We start from the raw sequence: 19,080 nt of genomic DNA on the forward strand, positions 1-19,080 counted from the left end.
GGAGAACAGAGCGCCGTGGCCAATGTCGAACAACTCCAGCCTCGCAAGGGTCCATCCCTTGTGGTTCAGGGCGCCATGCTGCTGGTGGTGACGGTCGCCGCCATCGGCATGGGCTGGATGTCCGGAGGTTATCTCAAGGGCGCCGGCGCACCGCCATCGGTGCCGGCTGCTCCTGAAAATGCGGGCAAGGTTGCCGAACCCTCTGCTGCGCAACAGCCTGGCACGGGGCCGACGCTTGTCGCGCTGGCGCCGATCACCACGAATATCGCCTCACCCGCCGACACCTGGATCCGGATGGAAGCATCCGTGGTCTACGACGCGCCGCAGCCGCCGGCGATGACGGAGGACATCCATCAGGACCTTCTGGCCTTCGTGCGTACGCTGAAGATGCATCAGGTCGAGGGCGCCAGCGGTTACCAGCACCTGAAAGCCGATATCGAGGAACGCGCCTCGATCCGCAGCCAGGGGCACGCCAAACAGGTTCTCATCAGGACATTGCTGCTCGAATGAAGAAGTTCCTTCTCGCCGCGGCGCTGATCGGCGCCGCCACCTCCGTCGCGGCGGCGCAGCAGCTGGACCTAGGCGGCATCGGAAAGGCCGACGGTACCACCGTCGGCTACATCATCCAGATGTTCGGCCTGCTGACCGTGCTGTCGGTGGCGCCCGGGCTGCTGATCATGGTGACGAGCTTCACCCGTTTCGTCATCGCCTTCTCGATCCTGCGCGCCGGCATCGGCCTGCAGTCGACGCCGGCGAACCTCATCCTCATTTCGCTGTCGCTGTTCATGACCTTCTACGTCATGGCGCCGACGTTCGATCAGGCCTGGAACACCGGCGTCAAGCCGCTGATGGACAACCAGATCAGCCAGACCGAGGCCTTCGAGAAGATCTCGGATCCGTTCCGCACCTTCATGCTGCACAATGTGCGCGACAAGGATTTCGACCTTTTCGCCGACCTCGCGCGCGAGCGCGGCCAGGTCGTCGCCAAGGAGACGGTCGACCTGCGCATCCTGGTGCCCGCCTTCATGATCTCCGAGATCCGCCGCGGCTTCGAGATCGGCTTCCTGATCGTGCTGCCCTTCCTGGTCATCGACCTGATCGTCGCCACCATCACCATGGCGATGGGCATGATGATGCTGCCGCCCACCGTTGTCTCGCTGCCGTTCAAGATCCTGTTCTTTGTCCTGATCGACGGCTGGAACCTGCTCGTCGGCAGCCTGGTGCGCTCCTTCACCTGACCCTGCTCTCCGGCCCGAGGCCGCGTCTGCCCGACAGGACCGGGCAGTGCGCCGGACATCGTCGATTTTTTCTCGAATTATTTTCGATTAACCGTCCGATTTAGCCCTTTGGTAGGAACTCGCCGCCATAGTCGCTCGCAGATGGCGGGTGATCTCTCGACGATCATTGGCATGATGCCGCTCCGTCATACCGGAAAAGCCGGTATGTCAAAAAAACACCTGTAAAAACAAGGTACGAGTAGCCATGGCCAGTATCATGACCAACAGCGCCGCATTGACGGCCCTGCAGAGCCTTAACGCCACCCAGAACAACCTCTCCACCACCCAGGCCCGCATCTCGACGGGCTACCGCGTCTCCCAGGCTTCGGACAACGCCGCCTATTGGTCGATCGCCACCACGATGCGTTCCGACAACCAGGCCATGTCCACCGTTTCGGACTCGCTCGGCCTCGGCGCCTCGAAGGTCGACACCGCCTACACAGGCATGAACAGCGCGATCACCACCATCAATGCGATCCAGCAGAAGCTGACCGCGTCCTACGGTCAGACCGATGCCGCGAAGGAAAAGACCCAGGTCGAAATCGCCGCTCTGCAGCAGCAGCTGAAGGGTTACGCCGACTCCGCCACCTTCTCCGGCACCAACATGCTGTCGGTGTCCACCGCCACGGGCACGGCCGCCGACGTCAAGATCGTCTCGGCCTTCAACCGCAGCTCGACCGGCGCGGTTTCGCTCTCGACGATCGATGTCAACGTGGAAAGCATCAAGCTCTATGACTCCGGCGCCGCGCCGACCGCCAAGGGCCTTCTGGATACGGCCCGCCTCGGCACCACTGGCGCTGCAACCACCACGGCACAGAACCCGACCCTTGGTGCCGCTCCCGCTGCCGGCGATACCTATTCGGTCGCCTCGCTGAAAATCTTCTCGGGCACCACGGCCGCCAGCGACGCTCAGATCTCGCAGATGATGACCGTCGTCGACGCCGCGCTCAAGGACATGACGACCGCCGCCACCAAGCTCGGCGCCGCCAAGAGCTCCATCGACCTGCAGAAGACCTTCACGCAGAGCCTGATGGACTCCATCGACCGCGGCGTTGGCCAGCTGGTCGATGCCGACATGAACAAGGAATCGACCCGCCTCCAGGCGCTGCAGGTCCAGCAGCAGCTCGGCGTCCAGGCGCTGTCGATCGCCAACGGCTCGTCGCAGTCGATCCTGTCGCTCTTCCGCGGCTGATCGCTCTACACCGACCAACCAAGAAAACGGGCCGCGCCAAAAGCGCGGCCCGTTTTGCGTTTGCTCCAGCCCCGCGCAACCCTCGTTTCTTAACCCTCGAAAGCGAGCCTTTAACAGGCCGTTAACCATAACGCGCTAGTCATGGTTAACCAAAGCTTACAACGGATTGGCGAATCGGCCCGGTCGGGGCGACGGCAATCGACGGGCGGGCCAGCGGCTCGCGAGGGCAATGCCGGTTTTTGAGAAAGACCGGCCTGGGAAAAAGGAGCGAGTTTCTTGGCGAGCATCATGACAAACGCCGCGGCGTTGACCGCACTTCAAAGCCTCAACGCCACCAACAAATCGCTTGAGCAGACACAGTCGCGAATCTCGACGGGCTACAGGGTCTCCGAGGCCTCCGACAACGCCGCCTACTGGTCGATCGCCACGACGATGCGCTCCGACAACGCAGCCTTGTCGACGGTGCAGGACGCGCTCGGCCTCGGCGCCTCGAAAGTCGACACCGCCTATACCGGCATGAACAATGTTCTGACGTCGATCGGCCAGCTCAAGACCAAGCTGCTCTCCACCATTGGCCAGACAGCTGCCGCAAAGGCAAAGACGCAGACGGAAATCACCACGCTTCAGGCGCAGATGAAGTCCTTTGCCGATGCCGCCACCTTCTCGGGCTCGAACTACCTTTCGGTGACGTCAACGCAGGTCGCTGCCCCCAATGACGGCGTTCAGGCCGACGCCAAGATCGTCGCGTCCTTCAACCGCTCCTCCTCCGGCGCCATCTCGCTCGGAACGATCGACATCGATGTCGAGAGCACGAAACTGTTCGACAACGGTCTTGCCACCGCCGTCAAGAACCAGGGCACGCTCGACCGCCAGACGTCCGTATACGCGACAGCGGCCGCCCAGAACCTGTACGACACAGCCTATGCGGCTACGATCGCTGGCGGTGGCACGGACATCGCCGCCAACACCGCTGGCCAGACGGCCGCGGGCGCGGTGGTCCCCAGGATTGACAATGTTTCCGCCTTCAATCTCGACATCACGGCGGCGGGAGTGACCGACGACATCATCACCCAGATGATCGGCAAGATCGACAAGGTCATGAGCCAGCTGACCGACCAGGCCACCATCCTCGGCGCCGCCAAGAGCTCCATCGACCTGCAGAAGACCTTCACGCAGAGCCTGATGGACTCCATCGACCGCGGCGTCGGTCAGCTCGTCGATGCCGACATGAACAAGGAATCGACCCGCCTGCAGGCATTGCAGGTCCAGCAGCAGCTCGGCATCCAGTCGCTGTCGATCGCCAACAGCTCCTCGCAGTCGATCCTGTCGCTGTTCAAGAACGGCTAATCCGGCTGTAGCCGACAGATACCCCTCCCTCCAATTCACGGGCCGCGCCGCAAGCGCGGCCCGATTTCATTTTCGCACAAGCTTCGAGGGCTAGTGTTCCGGCGGACAATCATGCTGGGAGTCGCTCTATCGTGCCGGAACAGATCCAGAGCATCATCTCGAATCTCCGCGGTTTTGGTGTGAAGCGCCTCGCCATGCTGGCGGGCATCGCCGTTCTGGTGATGGGCGTCATCGGCATCGCCTCGGTCTACCTCAACCGCCCGGCCTACGACACGCTCTATGTCGGGCTCGACCGCTCCGACGTGAACCAGATCGGCCTGGTGCTGGGCGAGGCGGGCATCGGCTTCGATGTCGGCGCCGACGGAACCTCGGTTCTGGTGCCGGCCGGCACCACGGCACAGGCGCGCATGCTGCTTGCCGAAAAGGGTCTGCCGACCAGCGCCAATGCCGGCTACGAGCTGTTCGACAATGTCGGGGCGATGGGCCTGACCTCGTTCATGCAGCAGATCACCCGTGTGCGGGCGCTGGAAGGCGAGATTGCCCGCACCATCCAGTCCATATCAGGCATCAAGGCGGCTCGCGTCCACATCGTCATGTCCGAGCGTGCCAATTTCCGCCGCGACGAACAGCAGCCCTCGGCATCGGTGGTCATCCGCTATGCCGGCATCGACGCAGAGAAGAGCGCCCAGTCGATCCGCCACCTGGTCGCCGCCGCCGTGCCTGGCCTGTCGGCCGACAAGGTGACGGTGCTCGATTCCAACGGCAACCTGCTGGCCGCCGGCGACGATCCCTCCAACACCAGTGCGGCCCGCACGCTCGGCGTCGAGCAGACGGTCGAGGCGCAGATCGGCGACAACATCCGCCGCGCGCTGGCGCCATACCTCGGCCCTGACAATTTCCGCGCCAGCGTCAAGGCCGAGGTCAACACCGACACCCGCCAGACGGAAGAAACCATTTTCGATCCCAACTCGCGCGTCGAGCGCTCGGTGCAGTCGGTGCGCGCCAATGAGAACAGCAACCAGAAGCAGGCCTCGACCCCGGCCAGCGTCGAGCAGAATCTGCCGGAGACCCAGGCGACCAGCACCGAGGGTCCGCAAACGACCTCGGCGAACGACCGCAAGGAAGAGATCACCAATTACGAGATCAACTCCAAGAAGATCGCCACCGTCTCCAACGGCTACACCGTCACCAAGATGTCGATCGCCGTCGTCGTCAACCAGGATCGGCTGAAGGCGATCCTGGGCAAGGACGCGACCCCGGAGCAGATCGCCAAGCGCGTCGCCGAGATCCAGAAGATGGTGACGTCGGCCACCGGCCTCGACGACAAGCGTGGCGACGTCATCGACGTCTCGGCGGTCGAATTCATCGACGGGCTCGACGGCGAAGCGATCCCGCAGGCTGGAATGCTGGATTCCATCGGCCAGCACGCCGGCACGCTGATCAACGCCGGCGCTTTCATCGTCGTGGTGTTCCTGGTGGCCTTCTTCGGCTTGCGACCGATGGCGGCCGCGCTGACGGCAAAAGCGATGCCCGCTTTGCCGGGCCCGAATTTCGATGAAGTCCAGCGGTCGCTGCCGACACCCGAGGCGGCTGCTTCCGCCGATGCGGGTGCCGCCATCGGCGCCTTGCCCGGCTCGCGGCCGGGCACCAATCCGCTCGATGATCTTCGCCAGAAGATCAGGCCGGCGCCACAGGAGCGGCTTGCCCGCATGGTCGACCTCAACGAGGAGCGCACAGCGCAGATCCTGCGCAAATGGGCGGCCCAGGAAGTCGCGGCGTAAACCATGGCCTCCGCAGCCCTTTTCGATCTTCTCCCTGATTTCGGTACGCGCGCGCCGCGTGTCAGTCAGCCCCAGGCCGCATCCGAGCACAGGCCGGAAGCATCCGCACCGCAGGCCGATATCGGCACGCTGATCGCCGAGGCGGTTGCCCAGGCAGAAGCAGCGCTGACGGAACGGCTTGTCGCCGCCCACGACGCTGCGCTGGAAGCGGAGCGCCAGGCGCATGTTGAGGAAGCGAGGGTTTTCCTCGAAAGCTTCGGCGGCGACGTCGGCAAGGCGGTCTCGCTGCGCATCGACGCCATGGAGGCGCGCGTAACGGACCTTGTCACCGCCACGGTCGCACGCATCATCGGCGGTATTGTCAGCGACGATCTGCAGAAGCGCTCGCTCGAAGCGCTCGCCGGCGCGGTTCGCGAAGCCGTCGGCGATGGCGAAGCGGTGCGCATCGCCGTCCGTGGGCCACTGTCGCTGTTCGAAACGCTGAAGGCATCGCTTGGACCACGCATTGCAAATCTCGACTTCATCGAGGCACCAGGTTTCGACCTGACCGTGACCATTGACGAGGCCGTGTTCGAGACACGCATCGCCGAATGGTCGGCCACCCTTTCCGAGGTCTTGTCATGAGTGTCGCCGAGGCCGATCACGGCAGGCACGAGATCATCATCGTGCGGCGGGGTCATGACGACCACGACGAGGGCCATCACGGTGGCGTCTGGAAGATCGCCTTTGCCGATTTCATGACCGCCATGATGTGCTTCTTCCTGGTGATGTGGCTGATCAACGCCGCCAACGAACAGACCAAGGCGGCCGTCGCCAGCTACTTCAACCCGGTCAAGCTCGTCGACCGTGAGTCGAGCCGCAAGGGCCTTGAGGACCTCGGCAATGGGCCGCGCGCGGTCGGGATGACGACCGACGACCCGCAGGAGGCGACAAAAAAGTCTGGACAGGACGGCATCGGTGCGGCGGGCTCATCCAACCGCAAGCAGGACAAGCAGGAGCCGAACAAGGCTGAACAGTCGGATGAGCATCTGTTCGCCGACCCCTACGCCGTGCTCTCCGAAATCGCCACCGACACCGGCGTCATGCAGAATGTCAGCCAGAAGGGCGACGGCGGCGCGCAAAGCGCCGGGCCGGCGACGGGCGCCTCGGGCGGCGCGTCCTACAGGGATCCCTTCGAGCCGGACTTCTGGTCGCAGCAGGTGGCCACACCCGCCGCCGAGGCGAGTGCCCAGCGCCCCAAGATCGAGGGCGATCCGCTCAAACCAGGTGACAAGGCCGCCGAAACGCAGGTCGCCAAGGTCCAGGCCGTACCACCGGCGCCGCCCGTCAAGGACGCCCCGCTCGAGCCCCTGGATGGCAAGGACGCCGCCGCAACGATGGCCAAGGCCGGCGAAATCAAGGCCGGCGAAACCAAGGCCAGCGGTGCCAAGGCCGGTGATGCCAAGGCCGGCGATGCCAAGACGGGCGACAGCAAGGCCGTGGCTGCCGCCAAGGCGGATACCGCGGCCGCCGTGCAAGAGACGACCGCGCCTGAAGCCGGGGAGAAGCAGCCGACCGCTGCTGCCGTGAAGGCCGCGGCCGACGTCAAGCGGCAGCTGGCCGAAGCGTTCAAGCCTGGCGACAAGCTGCATGACGGCGTCTCGGTCGAAGCCACCGACAAGGGTGTCGTCATCTCGATCACCGACCAGCTCGACTTCGGCATGTTCGAAGTCGGATCGGCGGTGCCGAGCCGCGAACTGGTGCTGGCGATGGAAAAGATCGGCCGCATCGTCAACGGCCAGAAGGGCACGATCAGCATCAACGGCCACACCGATGCGCGCCCCTTCCGCAGCGCCAGCTACGACAATTGGCGGCTGTCGACGGCGCGCGCGCATTCCGCCTACTACATGCTCGTGCGCGGCGGCGTCGACGAGCGCCGCATCACCGAGGTCGCCGGCTTCGCCGACCGGCAGCCGAAGGATCCGGCCGATCCGCTGTCGGCGGCCAACCGCCGCATTGAGATCCTGATGGCGACCGGCGGATGAAGCGGGCGGCCGTCACCAGCCGGCTGATGGGCCTGTTGCTGCTGGCAGCCGGATATCCGTCGGCCGGCTTCGCCCAGGACACGCTGCAGCCCTACCAGCTGGTGCGCTCGCTGCAGCTGGTCCAGGACCGCATCGCCGCCGGCGATCACGCCGCGATGCCGATGCAGGCCAAGCTGCTCGAGATGATCGATACCCGCTTGCGCGAAGCGGATGCGGAGGACTTCAAGGACCCCAAGAATTTTCGCGCACTCCTGGTCTACGGCATGAGCGGCGGCAATCCGGTGACCGTCGAGGCGGCGGTTTCCCGTGCCAAGTCCGTGGATGCCGAAGACCTCTCAATCGCCAAGGGCGTCATAAACTATCTGGTTGGCCGGCCCGCCGGTGCTATCGAAGTCCTGAGGCCAATCGATCCTATGACGCTGCCCAGCGACCTCGGCGCCTTTCTTGCCTTGGTCAAAGGATCGCTGATGGCGACGGACGACCCGGTGATGGCGCTCACGCTGCTCGACGAGGCCAAGCTGCTCAGCCCCGGCACACTGGTCGAGGAAGCGGCCCTGCGACGTTCGGTCGGCATCGCCGCGAGCCGAGGCGATGCGGCACGGTTCGCGCGTGCCTCCACCCAATATGTCGAGCGTTACCTCTATTCGCCCTATGCCAGCCAGTTCGCCGATTCCTTCGTCTCCGGCGTCATCACCCTGCATATGTCGATCAGCCAGGACAAGCTCGCCGACATCACCTCGATGATGGATCCCGAGCGCGAGAAGGTGATCTATCTGCGCATCGCCCGCCGCGCCGCGATCGACGGCCTCAGCGAATTGTCGGCCTTTGCCTCCGCGCGGGCCGAGCAGGGCCGCGACGGCAACACCAACCAAGGCGATCCGCGCGCCGAGCTTTACTCGAGCCTGTCCACGGTGACTTCCGGTACGATCGAGGATGTGCGCACCAAGCTCGGCAAGATCGACCGCAGCAAACTGTCGGACGGTGACCGTGCCCTGCTCGACGCCGCTCAGGCGATCGCCGGTGAGGTGGTGGCGCCGCCTGCTTCCCTTCCGGCCACAACTCCGGCGTCTGCACCCCTAGCGCCGCAGCCCAAATCCGAGGTCGCCGCCACGCAGGCCGCCGACGCGGCCGGATTGCCGCCCGTCGAGGGTGCCGTCTCCGAACAGCCCGCCGCCTCGCCATCCCAGCCATCCCCGCCATCTGACGGGGCCGCGGCCGCAACGAGCGCGCCGCCGCCATCAGCCGATTCGGCGACGGTCCTGCCGGCATCGGCGCCGGCAGCTTCTGCCGGTCTCGACACAACCGACCCGACCGACGCCGCCATGATGAAAACCCGTCGACAGCTCGACCTGATCGACCAGATGCTTGGAGCCGCCCCGAAATGACCCCCAGTCTCGGCCCGGCCCTGCCAGGATTCACCGCCGCGCGCACGGCGGAGCAGCCGGCCGCCCCCGGCAAGAAGGATGATGCCGGTTTCGGCAAGATGGTGCATGGCCGCGCAGGCCAGGCGGAAAAGCAGCCAACCACCGAGGCAGGCGGGCGCGATCCGCGCTGGAGCAAGCTCGCCGCCGGCCTGGCGGCACAGGCAGGCGAGGACGAGCCGATGCCGGCCGGCAAGGCGAGGACCACGCCCATCGGATCGACGGCAGCGAAATCCACGAAGGACGGCAAGGGCGTTGAGGCGGACAAGGACGCCGATACCGAAAAGCCGGCGACCGACGCCGGTGCAACGCCGCTCGACGATCATCTGCCTTTGCTGATGGCGTTTCATGACCTGCGCCATTTCTCGACATCGGCCAAGTCAGCCGATGCAAGCGAGGCCGGACAGGAACCGGCGCTCGACGGGCAGCTCCTTTCGAAAGCCTATCGCGCGGCGTCCGCCGCCGGGCAAGACGACTTCGAACCTATGCCGAAACCCGAGCGGGTCTCACTCGTGGACGGGCCGTTGAAGAAGCTCGACGGCCAATCCGGCCGCGACGCGAGCGCCGGCACTGGCGCGCCACGGCGTGACAATGCAACCGCCGCCGGCCCGCTGCCCGAGATGACAACCGCCGATGTGCCGGGCGTCGAACAGAAGCAGGCGGCGCCACAGCTGAAGTCCATCGCCGACGTCCAGTCCTCGTTGCGGTTGGAGCCAGGAAAACAGCCCTCGGCCCAGGCGCGCGTCGACGTGGTTTCCGAGCGCAGCTTCCCCGCCCCGCCGCAGGCGCCGATGAGCCAGGCAGCACTCAACGTAATCAACGCCGTAGCGGCCGATGTTGGCCCGCAGCAGGCGTTTTCGACAGCCGCCGCGACCACCCACATGGCCGGCTCTGTTGCCGTTCCGACACATGTGTTGAAGATCGAACTTCACCCGGCCGAGCTGGGCATGGTCACCGCCCATCTTCGCCTCTCGGGAGAACAACTCTCGATTGAATTGAAGCCCGAAACACACGACGCCTACCGCCGGCTTTCCAGCGACAGCGAGGCAATCGTCAGGTCGCTGCGCGGGCTGGGTTTCGAGGTTGATAAGGTCACCATCATGCAACCTTCGGTAGCAGTTCCAGTTGCAACCCGGACGGATGCGACCGCCTCGCTTACCGCCGCGCCTGGCCGCGACCAATCCGCCTTTCAGCCCGGAAACTCCAGTGGCGGCAACGGTGGAGCCGGCGGCCAGCAACCGGGCCAGCAGTCCGCAAGGGGTAATCATGATGACGCGCAAGCCCGCGGCCGCGCCGCTTCGCCATCTCGCGAGCACGCTGGCGGCGATATGTTTATCTAGCCTCGCAACCAGCGCCCTCGCCGCCACCAATCCCTGCGAGCCCGAGATCCTGCGCGCCGCCGATCGCTATGGCGTGCCCGCCGGCATCCTCTATGCCGTCGGCCTGACCGAGACGGGCAAGAAGGGCAGCCTTCAGCCTAACGCCTTGAATATAGAAGGAAAAGCGATCTTTCCAAGGAGCCGGGCCGAAGCGCTTGCCACCTTCGCCAATGCCCGGCGCGAAGGCAAGACGCTGATCGATCTCGGCTGCATGCAGATCAACCACCACTATCATTCCTCGCACTTCCGCAGCGTCGAGGACATGCTCGACCCGCGCCAGAACGTCGATTATGCGGCGCGTTTCCTGGCCAGTCTCCACGCCCGCCACGAGACCTGGTCGATGGCCGTTGCCCGCTACCATGCCGGCCCCGACAACGACCCGGCGCAGAAGGTCTATGTCTGCAGGGTGATCGCCAATATGGTTGCCGCCGGTTTTGGCAAATGGACAACCAACGCCCGCGCCTTCTGCAACCCGTAAGCGTATCTTCTGCTCCTAATACGCCCGTGGCACTGCTCAGGGCTTGCCGTTTTGACTTACCCAGAACTTCCCCCCGTAAGCATATCTGGCTGCACGCTAATGCAACCGGCACGATTCCAGACTCCCAAGAAACTAGTTACAAGAAATGACGGTTGTTCAGGATTCCCGCCAACGGTTAGGCCTTTCCCCACGGGGCAAATGTGTTGATTCGGAGGCGGGGCCGATGATCGTGATCGTTGACGAGCGAGAGCTCGTAACTGAGGGATACAATTCACTTTTTGATCGCGAGGGCGTCGCCTGCGCGGGCTTCGCGCCCGGCGAATTCGGCGAGTGGGTCAACTCGGCCGCCGACACCGACCTGCGATCGGTGCGGGCCTTCCTGATCGGCGACTGCCGCGACGGCGCCATCTCTCCGCGCCAGATCCGCGACCGCACCGGCGCTCCTGTCATTGCGCTCAGCGAGCAGCATTCCCTGGAAAACACGCTGCGGTTGTTCGAGAGCGGCGTCGACGACGTCATCCGCAAGCCCGTCCACATCAGAGAGATCCTGGCCCGCATCACCGCCATCCGCCGGCGCGCCCATGAGGATGTCGCCTACACCGAGATCGGCGCCATGCGCATCTTCATGGACGGCCGCGACCCCGAGATTGACGGCCAGCCGCTGCCCCTGCCGCGCCGCGAACGCCGCATCCTCGAATATCTGGCGAGCAACCGCGGCCGGCGTGTAACCAAGACCCAGGTCTTCAACGCCATCTATGGCATCTTCGACGAAGAGGTCGAGGAGAACGTGGTGGAGAGCCACATCAGCAAACTGCGCAAGAAACTGCGCGAGAAGCTGGGCACCGACCCGATTGATTCCAAACGCTTCCTCGGCTACCGGCTCGTCTTCTGATGCCGCGCCGCGCCAGCCTCGCGCAAGACAGGACGCGTAGCCTCGCCGCCAGTGGCATGGATATTGCGGAGACATCTCGATGAGCCTCTACGGAATGATGCGGACCGGCGTTTCCGGCATGAACGCCCAGGCCAACCGCCTGTCGACAACCGCCGACAACATCGCGAATTCCGATACCACCGGCTACAAGCGGTCCTCGGCCGAATTCTCGACCCTGATCATGCCGTCGACGGGCGGCGCCTATAATTCCGGCGGCGTCACCACGACGATCCGGCAGGCAGTGAGCGATCCGGGCGTGCTGCAGTACACGACCTCTGTCTCCGACCTTGCCGTCAGCGGCGATGGTTTCTTCGTCGTCCAGGATCCGAGCGGCACGCCTTTCCTGACCCGCGCCGGCGCCTTCGTTCCCGACGCACAGGGCAGGCTGGTCAACGCGGCCGGTTTCCAGCTGATGGCCTACAGCTACGCCAATGGCACGCCGGCGGCGACGGTGAACGGCTTCGAGGGTCTGCAGCCGGTCGTCATCTCCGACCAGGGCCTAACCGCGACGCCGAGCACCCTGGGTACTTACAGCGGCAATCTGCCGGCAGGTGCCACGCCGGTCGTCGCCGCCAACCTGCCAGGTGCCAACGCCGCCACCGCGCAGTACACCTCGAAATCGTCGATGGTCGCCTATGACAACCTCGGCAACAAGAAGCTGCTCGACGTCTATTTCACCAACACCGGTACCGGCACCTGGCAGGTCGCGGTTTTCGATCAGTCGAAGGCGACGCCGGGAACATCATTCCCCTACACCGGCGGCGCGCTCGGCACGGCCAACCTGACCTTCGACACCACGACCGGCAAGCTCACTGGCGCGACCACCAGCGTTTCATTCACCGTGCCGGGCGGCGCGAGCCTCAATCTCGATCTGTCGAAGCTGACGCAGCTCGGCACCGGCTTCACGGTTTCCGACGCCCAGGTCAACGGCAACGCGCCCAGCACCATCGACAAGGTCCAGATCAGCAAGGACGGCACCATCTACGCCCAGTACAAGGATGGTTCCACCAAGCCGCTCTATAAAATTCCACTGGCCGACGTGCAAAGCCCGGACCAACTCAAGGCCCTGCCCGGCAACGTCTATGCGCAAGGCACCGACTCCGGCGCGATCCGTGTCGGCTTTGCCAATGAGGGCAAGGCCGGTTCGATCATCTCCGGCGCGCTCGAGAATTCCAACGTCGATATCGCCGAGGAATTGACCGACATGATCGCGGCGCAGCGCAGCTACACCGCCAATTCGAAAGTCTTCCAGACCGGTTCCGACCTGATGGACGTCCTTGTCAACCTGAAGAGATAAACCGGGCGCGGCCCGTGAAAGACCAGCATGTCGTTATCTTCCGCATTGAGCATCGCCCAATCTGCGCTTATGAGTACCGCGCGTCAGACCAGCGTTGTCACGCGCAACGTCTCGGACGCCTCCAATCCGGACTATGCGCGCCGCATCGCCGTCGTCACCAGCACGGCGCCCGGCGCGCGTTCGGTTGATATCCAGCGCGTCGCCAACGACCTGCTCTTCCGGCAGAATCTCGGTGCCTTGTCGGCCTATAGCGGCCAGAACGCGCTCTACAGCGGCATGGATCAGCTGGACGTTTCGGTCAATGGCGTCGACAATGCCTCCTCGCCCTCGACGGCAATCGCCAATCTGCAGCAGGCGCTGCAGCTCTACGCCACCTCGCCGTCCAACCAGAATCTCGGCTCGAGCGTCATCGACGCGGCCAACCAGGTCGTGCGCTCCCTGAATGAAGGCTCCAAGGCCATTCAGGATTTCCGCACCCAGACCGACGGCCAGATCGACACGGCGGTCAAGGACCTCAACGCGCTGCTCGGCCAGTTCCAGGACGCCAACCAGGCGGTCATTTCCGGAACCCGTTCCGGCACCGATGTTTCCGATGCGCTCGACCAGCGCGACGCGCTGCTGAAGAAGATCGCGGACTATGTTCCGATATCGACCTTCACGCGCGGCGACAACGACATGGTCATCACCACGGGTGACGGCACCACGCTGTTCGAGACGATACCGCGCACGGTAAGCTTCACGCCGGCGGCCGGCTATGCCGCCGGCGTCCCCGGCAACACCATCTATATCGACAATGTGCCGGTCTCGGCGGGAAGCGGCGGCAACACCACCGCCAGCGGCAAGCTCGCCGGCCTGCTGCAGTTGCGCGACGGCGTCGCCTCGACCATGCAGAGCCAGCTCGACGAGACCGCGCGCGGCCTGATCACGGCCTTTGCCGAAACCGCGCCCTCGATGCCCAACGCCGCCGGTCTGTTCACCTGGTCCGGCGCGCCGGCGGTGCCGGCTGCGAGCACGCTGGTCAACGGACTGGCCGGCACGATCAGCATCAATACCGCGATGGATCCGAGCGCCGGCGGCAATCCGACATTGCTGCGCGACGGCGGCGCCAACGGCGCGGCCTACGTCGCCAACACCACCGGCGGCCCTTCCTATTCCACCCTACTGATTGCCTATGGCGACCGGCTCGACCAGCCGATGACGTTCGACCCAGCCGCCGGCATTTCGGCAACATCAAGCGTTTCCGACTACGCTGCCAATTCGATCGGCTGGCTGCAGGGCATGCGCCAGCAGGCTTCGACCGCAGCCGATGCGAAGGAAGCGCTGGCACAGCGCAGCTCCGAGGCGCTATCCAATGCGACCGGCGTCAATGTCGACCAGGAAATGTCGCTGATGCTCGACCTCGAACATACCTATCAGGCATCGGCGCGGATGATGAAGACCGTCGACGACATGATGACGGCCCTGTTGAACGCGGTGGGATAATCCATGACCTCAGTCTCTTCGGCCGCCCTCACCAACGCCATGCGCTATCAACAGATGCGCATGCAGGCCGACCTCGTCAAAGCCACGAAAGAATCGTCGACCGGCAGGGTCGCCGATGTCGGCCTGGCACTGGGCGGACGCACCGCCCAGTCCGTCACTTTCTCGCGCGACCTCGACCGGCTGAACGTGATCGTCGATTCCAACGGGCTGGTCACCGCAAGGCTTGCGTCGACGCAGACGTCCCTCGCCCAGCTCTCCGGCGTGGCGCAGACCTTCCTGTCCGCCCTGACCACCGCGTCGTCCGGCGACAACTCCAACAGCCTGACCCAGTCGACCGGCCAGACGACCCTCCAGCAGCTGACCTCGATCCTCAACACCAGCATCAACGGCGAATATTTGTTTGCCGGCACCAACACCGACGTCAAGCCGATCAACGATTTCACGGCCGCCGGCTCACCGGCCAAGGCCGCCTTCGACGCCTCCTTCGTCGCCAAATTCGGCTTCACGCCCAACGATCCGGCCGCGGCCAACATCACCGCCGCCCAGATGGACGATTTCATCACCAACGACGTTGCGCCGCAGTTCCTCGGCGCCGGCTGGCAGACCAACATGTCTAACGCCACCGACCAGCAGATCGTCAGCCGCATCGCGCTCAACGAAACCACCGAGACCTCGACCAGCGCCAACAGCGACGGCATCAGGAAGCTCGCCATGGCCGCGGCAATGGTCTCCAGCCTGATGTCCACCAACATCAGCCGGGCGGCGAAGGACAGCATCGTCACCCACTCGCAGACACTGGTCGGCGAAGCGCTGAGCGGCATCGCCCAGATCCAGTCGGAGACCGGCATCGTGCAGAAGCGCGTCTCCGATGCCAGCGACCGCATGAAGACGCAGATCGATCTGTTCGAACGCCATATCCTCGATCTCGAAGCCGTCGACCCGGCCACGGCCGCCACCAGAGTCGCGGATCTGACACAGCATATCGAGACGTCCTTCGCCCTGACAGCGCGCCTGCAGCAGCTCAGCCTGTTGAATTACCTGACCTGACAACTTCCAGCGGAACGGTAGAGCCGACGATGTACCAATTCTCCTACGCCGACGTCCAAAGCACCTCCGTCTCGGACGCAAAGGACCGTGAGCGCGAACTCCTGACCCGCTCGATCGACATGCTGTCGGCGGCCGCCACGGCCGGCCAGGATTCGATGGAGGCGATCGAGGCGCTGAATTTCACCAACCGCGTGTGGACAATCTTCGTCGAGGATCTTGGCTCCAGCGACAATGCGCTTCCCAAGGAATTGCGTGCCAACCTGATTTCCATCGGCCTTTGGTTGCTGCGCGAGGCGGAGGACATCCGCCAGGGCCGCACCAACAATTTCGAAGGGCTGATCGAAGTGTCCCAGATCATCCGCGACGGCATTCAATGACCAACACACTGAAGATATCGCTGAAGCCCAACGAGAAGATCTACATCAACGGGGCGGTCATCCGCGTCGACCGCAAGGTCACCATCGAACTGATGAACGACGTGCAGTTCCTGCTCGAAGGTCATGTGATCCAGGCCGACCAGGCATCGACGCCGCTCAGGCAGCTTTATTTCATCGTGCAGGTCATGCTGATCAACCCGGCCGGCGCCGATGACGCCCGCGAGATGTTCCGCCGCTCGCTGCCGTTGCTCATCGCAAGTTTCGAGGATGCCGAGATCTGCGGCGCACTGAAGCAGATCGACCGTATGGTCGGCGAGGATCATATTTACGAGGCATTGAAGGCGATCCGTTCGCTCTATCCTCTCGAACGCCGCGCGCTTGGCGGCAATGACGATGTTCCGGGCGCACCGCGCCCGCTGGCCGTGGGAGCAAGCTACTGATGACCGTGGACATGACGACGACGATACCGGTTGGCGCCAATTCGACCACCAAGTCGACCTCCAAGACGGCGGTCGACTACCAGTCCTTCCTGAAGCTTCTGATCGCCGAGATGAAGAACCAGGATCCGACCAAGCCGATGGATTCGACGCAGTACGTCGCCCAGCTCGCCACCTTCTCGCAGGTCGAGCAATCCGTGCAGTCCAACACCAAGCTCGACCAGATCATGCAGTCCTCCGCACTGTCGCAGGCCGATGCGATCATCGGCCGCTCGATCACCTCGGCCGACGGCAAGACCACCGGAATAGTGGCTTCGGTGACGCTCGCCAGCAGCGGACTGATCGCGGTGCTGCAAGATGGCACCAAGGTCCCCGTCGGCCCAGGCGTGTCGGTCAAGCCGGCAAGCTAGGCCAGCCGCCCGCATGAACGAAGCCGACGCCCTCGACATCGTCCAGTACGCGGTGTGGACGGTGCTGACCGCGTCCGCTCCGGTGGTGCTGGTCGCCATGGCGGTCGGCATCGGCATCGCCCTCATCCAGGCGCTGACGCAGATCCAGGAAATCACCCTGACCTTCGTGCCGAAGATCGTCGCCATCATGCTGGTGGTGGCGCTCACCGGCCCGTTCATTGGCGGCCAGATATCGGCCTTCACCAACGTCATCTTCCAGCGCATCCAGAACGGGTTCTGAAGAAAGTCGCGGAAAACCGCTTCAGAACGTAACGGCTCGAAAAGCCGGCGCCGGCTATCGGCCGATTTCACCGCGGGCATGCAAGGCGTGCTGCGCGAAGGCGACCCCGGCCCTCGCAGCAAAGCTGGCCTTCCTCTATCCTCTTGTTGGACCATGATCTTGCGCGCATGACGTTCGCCCTTTGCGGCGCGATGCCATAGTTTCGGCAAACGATGCGGAGAAACCGCAAGGATCAGCACGTTCTGGCAGGAACCCATCCATGATTGACGAGAAACCGGATAGCGAAGGCGTTTCGGCGCTGGCGCCGTTCCGGCATGGCATTTTCCGCGCCGTCTGGTCGGCAAGTCTCGTTTCAAATTTCGGTGGCCTGATCCAGGGCGTCGGCGCCGCCTGGATGATGACCACGATCGCCACCTCGCCCTATCAGGTCGCTCTGGTCCAGGCCTCGACGACCTTGCCGATCATGCTGTTCGCGCTTGTCGCCGGCGCCATCGCCGACAGCTTCGACCGGCGCAAGGTGATGCTGGTGGCGCAGACCTTCATGCTGGTCGTTTCGGTGCTTCTGACCGTGTTCACCTGGTATGGCCTGATCACGCCCTGGACGCTGCTTGCCTTCACCTTCCTGATCGACAGCGGCACGGCGCTCAACAGCCCGTCCTGGCAGGCGTCCGTCGGCGACATGGTCCCCCGCAACAAGGTGCCCGCGGCCGTCGCGCTGAACTCCATGGGCTTCAACCTGACACGTAGCGTCGGTCCGGCAATCGGCGGCATCATCGTCGCGGCCACGGGCGCCGCGGCCGCCTTCGCGGCGAACGCGGTGAGCTATATCGGCCTCATCATCGTGATGGCCCGCTGGAAGCCGGATGTGCCGGTGTCGACCTTGCCGCGCGAGTCGCTGGGTGCGGCCATGGGGGCCGGCCTGCGCTATGTCGCCATGTCCCCCAATATCGGCAAGGTGCTGGTCAGGGGCGCGGCCTTCGGCTTCTCAGCCGGCGCCGTCCTGGCGCTCTTGCCGCTCGTCGCGCGCGACGTCGTCAAGGGCGATGCCTTGACCTACGGCATCATGCTGGGCTCCTTCGGCATCGGCGCCGTCGGCGGCGCGCTGATCAGCGTGCGGCTGCGGCAGTTGCTTTCCAGCGAGACGATGGTGCGCTGTGCCTTTGCCGGCTTCGCCGTCTGCGCCTTCAATGCCGCGCTCAGCCATCATGCCTGGCAGACCTCGCTCGGCCTGCTGGTTGGCGGCGCCTGCTGGGTGATCGCGCTCTCGCACTTCAACGTCACCGTGCAGATGGCGACGCCGCGCTGGGTGGTTGGCCGGGTGCTGTCGGTCTACCAGACCGCGACCTTCGGCGGCATCGCGCTGGGCAGCTGGATCTGGGGCGTCGTCGCCGATGCGCATGGCGCCGAGACGGCGCTGATCGCCGCCGCCATCGCCATGCTGGCCGGCGGCGCCATCGGCCTCGTGCTGCCGCTGCCGCAGCAGCAGGTGCTGAACCTCGACCCGCTCAACCGCTTCAAGGAGCCGCATCTGGCGCTCGACCTGAAGCCGCGCAGCGGTCCCATTGCCATCATGATCGAATACATCATCCGGCACGAGGACGAGGCGGAGTTCCTTGCCACCATGGCCGAACGCGGCCGCATCCGCCGCCGCGACGGCGCCCGCAACTGGACACTGGCGCGCGATCTCGAAAACCCCTCGATATGGATCGAGCACTACCACACGCCGACCTGGCTCGAATATGTGCGCCACAACGGCCGCATCACCCATGCCGACGCCATGGTCGGCGAGCGCCTGCGGGCGCTGCACAGCGGCGACGAGCCGCCGCGCGTGCGTCGCGTCATCGAGCGTCCGACCACCGCCGGCACAGCATTGGTGATGGCCAGGGGGCCGATCGAGCACTGATCCCGGGTAGCTGGTAT

Annotated in this window: 19 protein-coding genes; all 19 read left to right on the top strand. The window is 64.6% G+C overall.

The genetic code is table 11. The features are described 5' to 3' along the window. Positions 1-15 precede the first annotated feature (15 nt). Positions 16-510: a flagellar basal body-associated FliL family protein gene (locus FJV80_RS03370; RefSeq protein ID WP_095772664.1), complete on the top strand. Its 495-nt coding sequence runs from the start codon at positions 16-18 to the stop codon at positions 508-510. Beyond that, positions 507-1,238 (top strand): flagellar type III secretion system pore protein FliP, encoded by a 732-nt coding sequence (gene fliP, locus FJV80_RS03375; protein WP_019860957.1) that lies wholly within the window; start codon positions 507-509, stop codon positions 1,236-1,238. The genes FJV80_RS03370 and fliP overlap by 4 nt, the downstream gene beginning before the upstream one ends. A 244-nt stretch (positions 1,239-1,482) precedes the next feature. Next, positions 1,483-2,469: a flagellin gene (locus FJV80_RS03380; protein ID WP_032931520.1), complete on the top strand. Its 987-nt coding sequence runs from the start codon at positions 1,483-1,485 to the stop codon at positions 2,467-2,469. A gap of 276 nt (positions 2,470-2,745) precedes the next feature. After that, the gene (locus FJV80_RS03385) at positions 2,746-3,816 is read left to right on the top strand and encodes a flagellin (RefSeq protein ID WP_095772663.1); all 1,071 of its coding nucleotides are present in this window, start codon (positions 2,746-2,748) and stop codon (positions 3,814-3,816) included. A 131-nt stretch (positions 3,817-3,947) separates the two neighbouring features. After that, positions 3,948-5,597, top strand: a complete 1,650-nt coding sequence (fliF, locus tag FJV80_RS03390) for a flagellar basal-body MS-ring/collar protein FliF (protein WP_142875551.1) — start codon at positions 3,948-3,950, stop codon at positions 5,595-5,597. A gap of 3 nt (positions 5,598-5,600) precedes the next feature. Then, a complete protein-coding gene (locus FJV80_RS03395) occupies positions 5,601-6,221 on the top strand; it encodes a hypothetical protein (RefSeq protein WP_142875552.1) in 621 nt (206 codons plus the stop codon). Further along, complete coding sequence (locus FJV80_RS03400) at positions 6,218-7,621, top strand: MotB family protein (protein WP_142875553.1); 1,404 nt, start codon at positions 6,218-6,220, stop codon at positions 7,619-7,621. The genes FJV80_RS03395 and FJV80_RS03400 overlap by 4 nt, the downstream gene beginning before the upstream one ends. Beyond that, a complete protein-coding gene (locus FJV80_RS03405) occupies positions 7,618-9,006 on the top strand; it encodes a chemotaxis protein MotC (protein WP_142875554.1) in 1,389 nt (462 codons plus the stop codon). Before FJV80_RS03400 ends, FJV80_RS03405 begins: the two co-directional genes overlap by 4 nt. Continuing rightward, positions 9,003-10,382 carry a flagellar hook-length control protein FliK gene (locus FJV80_RS03410; protein ID WP_142875555.1) on the top strand — a complete coding sequence of 460 codons (1,380 nt, stop codon included), beginning with the start codon at positions 9,003-9,005 and terminating at the stop codon, positions 10,380-10,382. The genes FJV80_RS03405 and FJV80_RS03410 overlap by 4 nt, the downstream gene beginning before the upstream one ends. After that, entirely contained in the window at positions 10,312-10,899 is a 588-nt protein-coding gene (locus FJV80_RS03415; RefSeq protein WP_179301078.1) for a transglycosylase SLT domain-containing protein, read from the top strand. Before FJV80_RS03410 ends, FJV80_RS03415 begins: the two co-directional genes overlap by 71 nt. Positions 10,900-11,122: 223 nt before the next feature. Then, the gene (locus tag FJV80_RS03420) at positions 11,123-11,791 is read left to right on the top strand and encodes a response regulator transcription factor (protein WP_010911291.1); all 669 of its coding nucleotides are present in this window, start codon (positions 11,123-11,125) and stop codon (positions 11,789-11,791) included. 79 nt (positions 11,792-11,870) lie between these two features. Then, entirely contained in the window at positions 11,871-13,127 is a 1,257-nt protein-coding gene (locus tag FJV80_RS03425; protein ID WP_095772657.1) for a flagellar hook protein FlgE, read from the top strand. 27 nt (positions 13,128-13,154) lie between these two features. Continuing rightward, the gene (gene flgK / locus FJV80_RS03430; protein WP_142875556.1) at positions 13,155-14,609 is read left to right on the top strand and encodes a flagellar hook-associated protein FlgK; all 1,455 of its coding nucleotides are present in this window, start codon (positions 13,155-13,157) and stop codon (positions 14,607-14,609) included. 3 nt (positions 14,610-14,612) lie between these two features. After that, complete coding sequence (locus FJV80_RS03435) at positions 14,613-15,656, top strand: flagellar hook-associated family protein (RefSeq protein ID WP_095786949.1); 1,044 nt, start codon at positions 14,613-14,615, stop codon at positions 15,654-15,656. A gap of 29 nt (positions 15,657-15,685) precedes the next feature. Beyond that, entirely contained in the window at positions 15,686-16,033 is a 348-nt protein-coding gene (gene flaF, locus FJV80_RS03440) for a flagellar biosynthesis regulator FlaF (RefSeq protein WP_019860973.1), read from the top strand. Next, positions 16,030-16,473, top strand: coding sequence for a flagellar biosynthesis repressor FlbT (gene flbT / locus FJV80_RS03445; RefSeq protein ID WP_095786950.1), 444 nt, complete (start codon positions 16,030-16,032; stop codon positions 16,471-16,473). Before flaF ends, flbT begins: the two co-directional genes overlap by 4 nt. Beyond that, the gene (gene flgD / locus FJV80_RS03450) at positions 16,473-16,880 is read left to right on the top strand and encodes a flagellar hook assembly protein FlgD (RefSeq protein WP_095772653.1); all 408 of its coding nucleotides are present in this window, start codon (positions 16,473-16,475) and stop codon (positions 16,878-16,880) included. Before flbT ends, flgD begins: the two co-directional genes overlap by 1 nt. A 13-nt stretch (positions 16,881-16,893) precedes the next feature. Then, the gene (gene fliQ / locus FJV80_RS03455; RefSeq protein WP_010911298.1) at positions 16,894-17,160 is read left to right on the top strand and encodes a flagellar biosynthesis protein FliQ; all 267 of its coding nucleotides are present in this window, start codon (positions 16,894-16,896) and stop codon (positions 17,158-17,160) included. A 259-nt stretch (positions 17,161-17,419) separates the two neighbouring features. Beyond that, positions 17,420-19,063 carry an MFS transporter gene (locus FJV80_RS03460; protein WP_095786951.1) on the top strand — a complete coding sequence of 548 codons (1,644 nt, stop codon included), beginning with the start codon at positions 17,420-17,422 and terminating at the stop codon, positions 19,061-19,063. Positions 19,064-19,080 lie beyond the last annotated feature (17 nt).

It is taken from the genome of Mesorhizobium sp. WSM4310, assembly GCF_007003935.1.
In the GTDB taxonomy this organism is placed as follows: domain Bacteria; phylum Pseudomonadota; class Alphaproteobacteria; order Rhizobiales; family Rhizobiaceae; genus Mesorhizobium.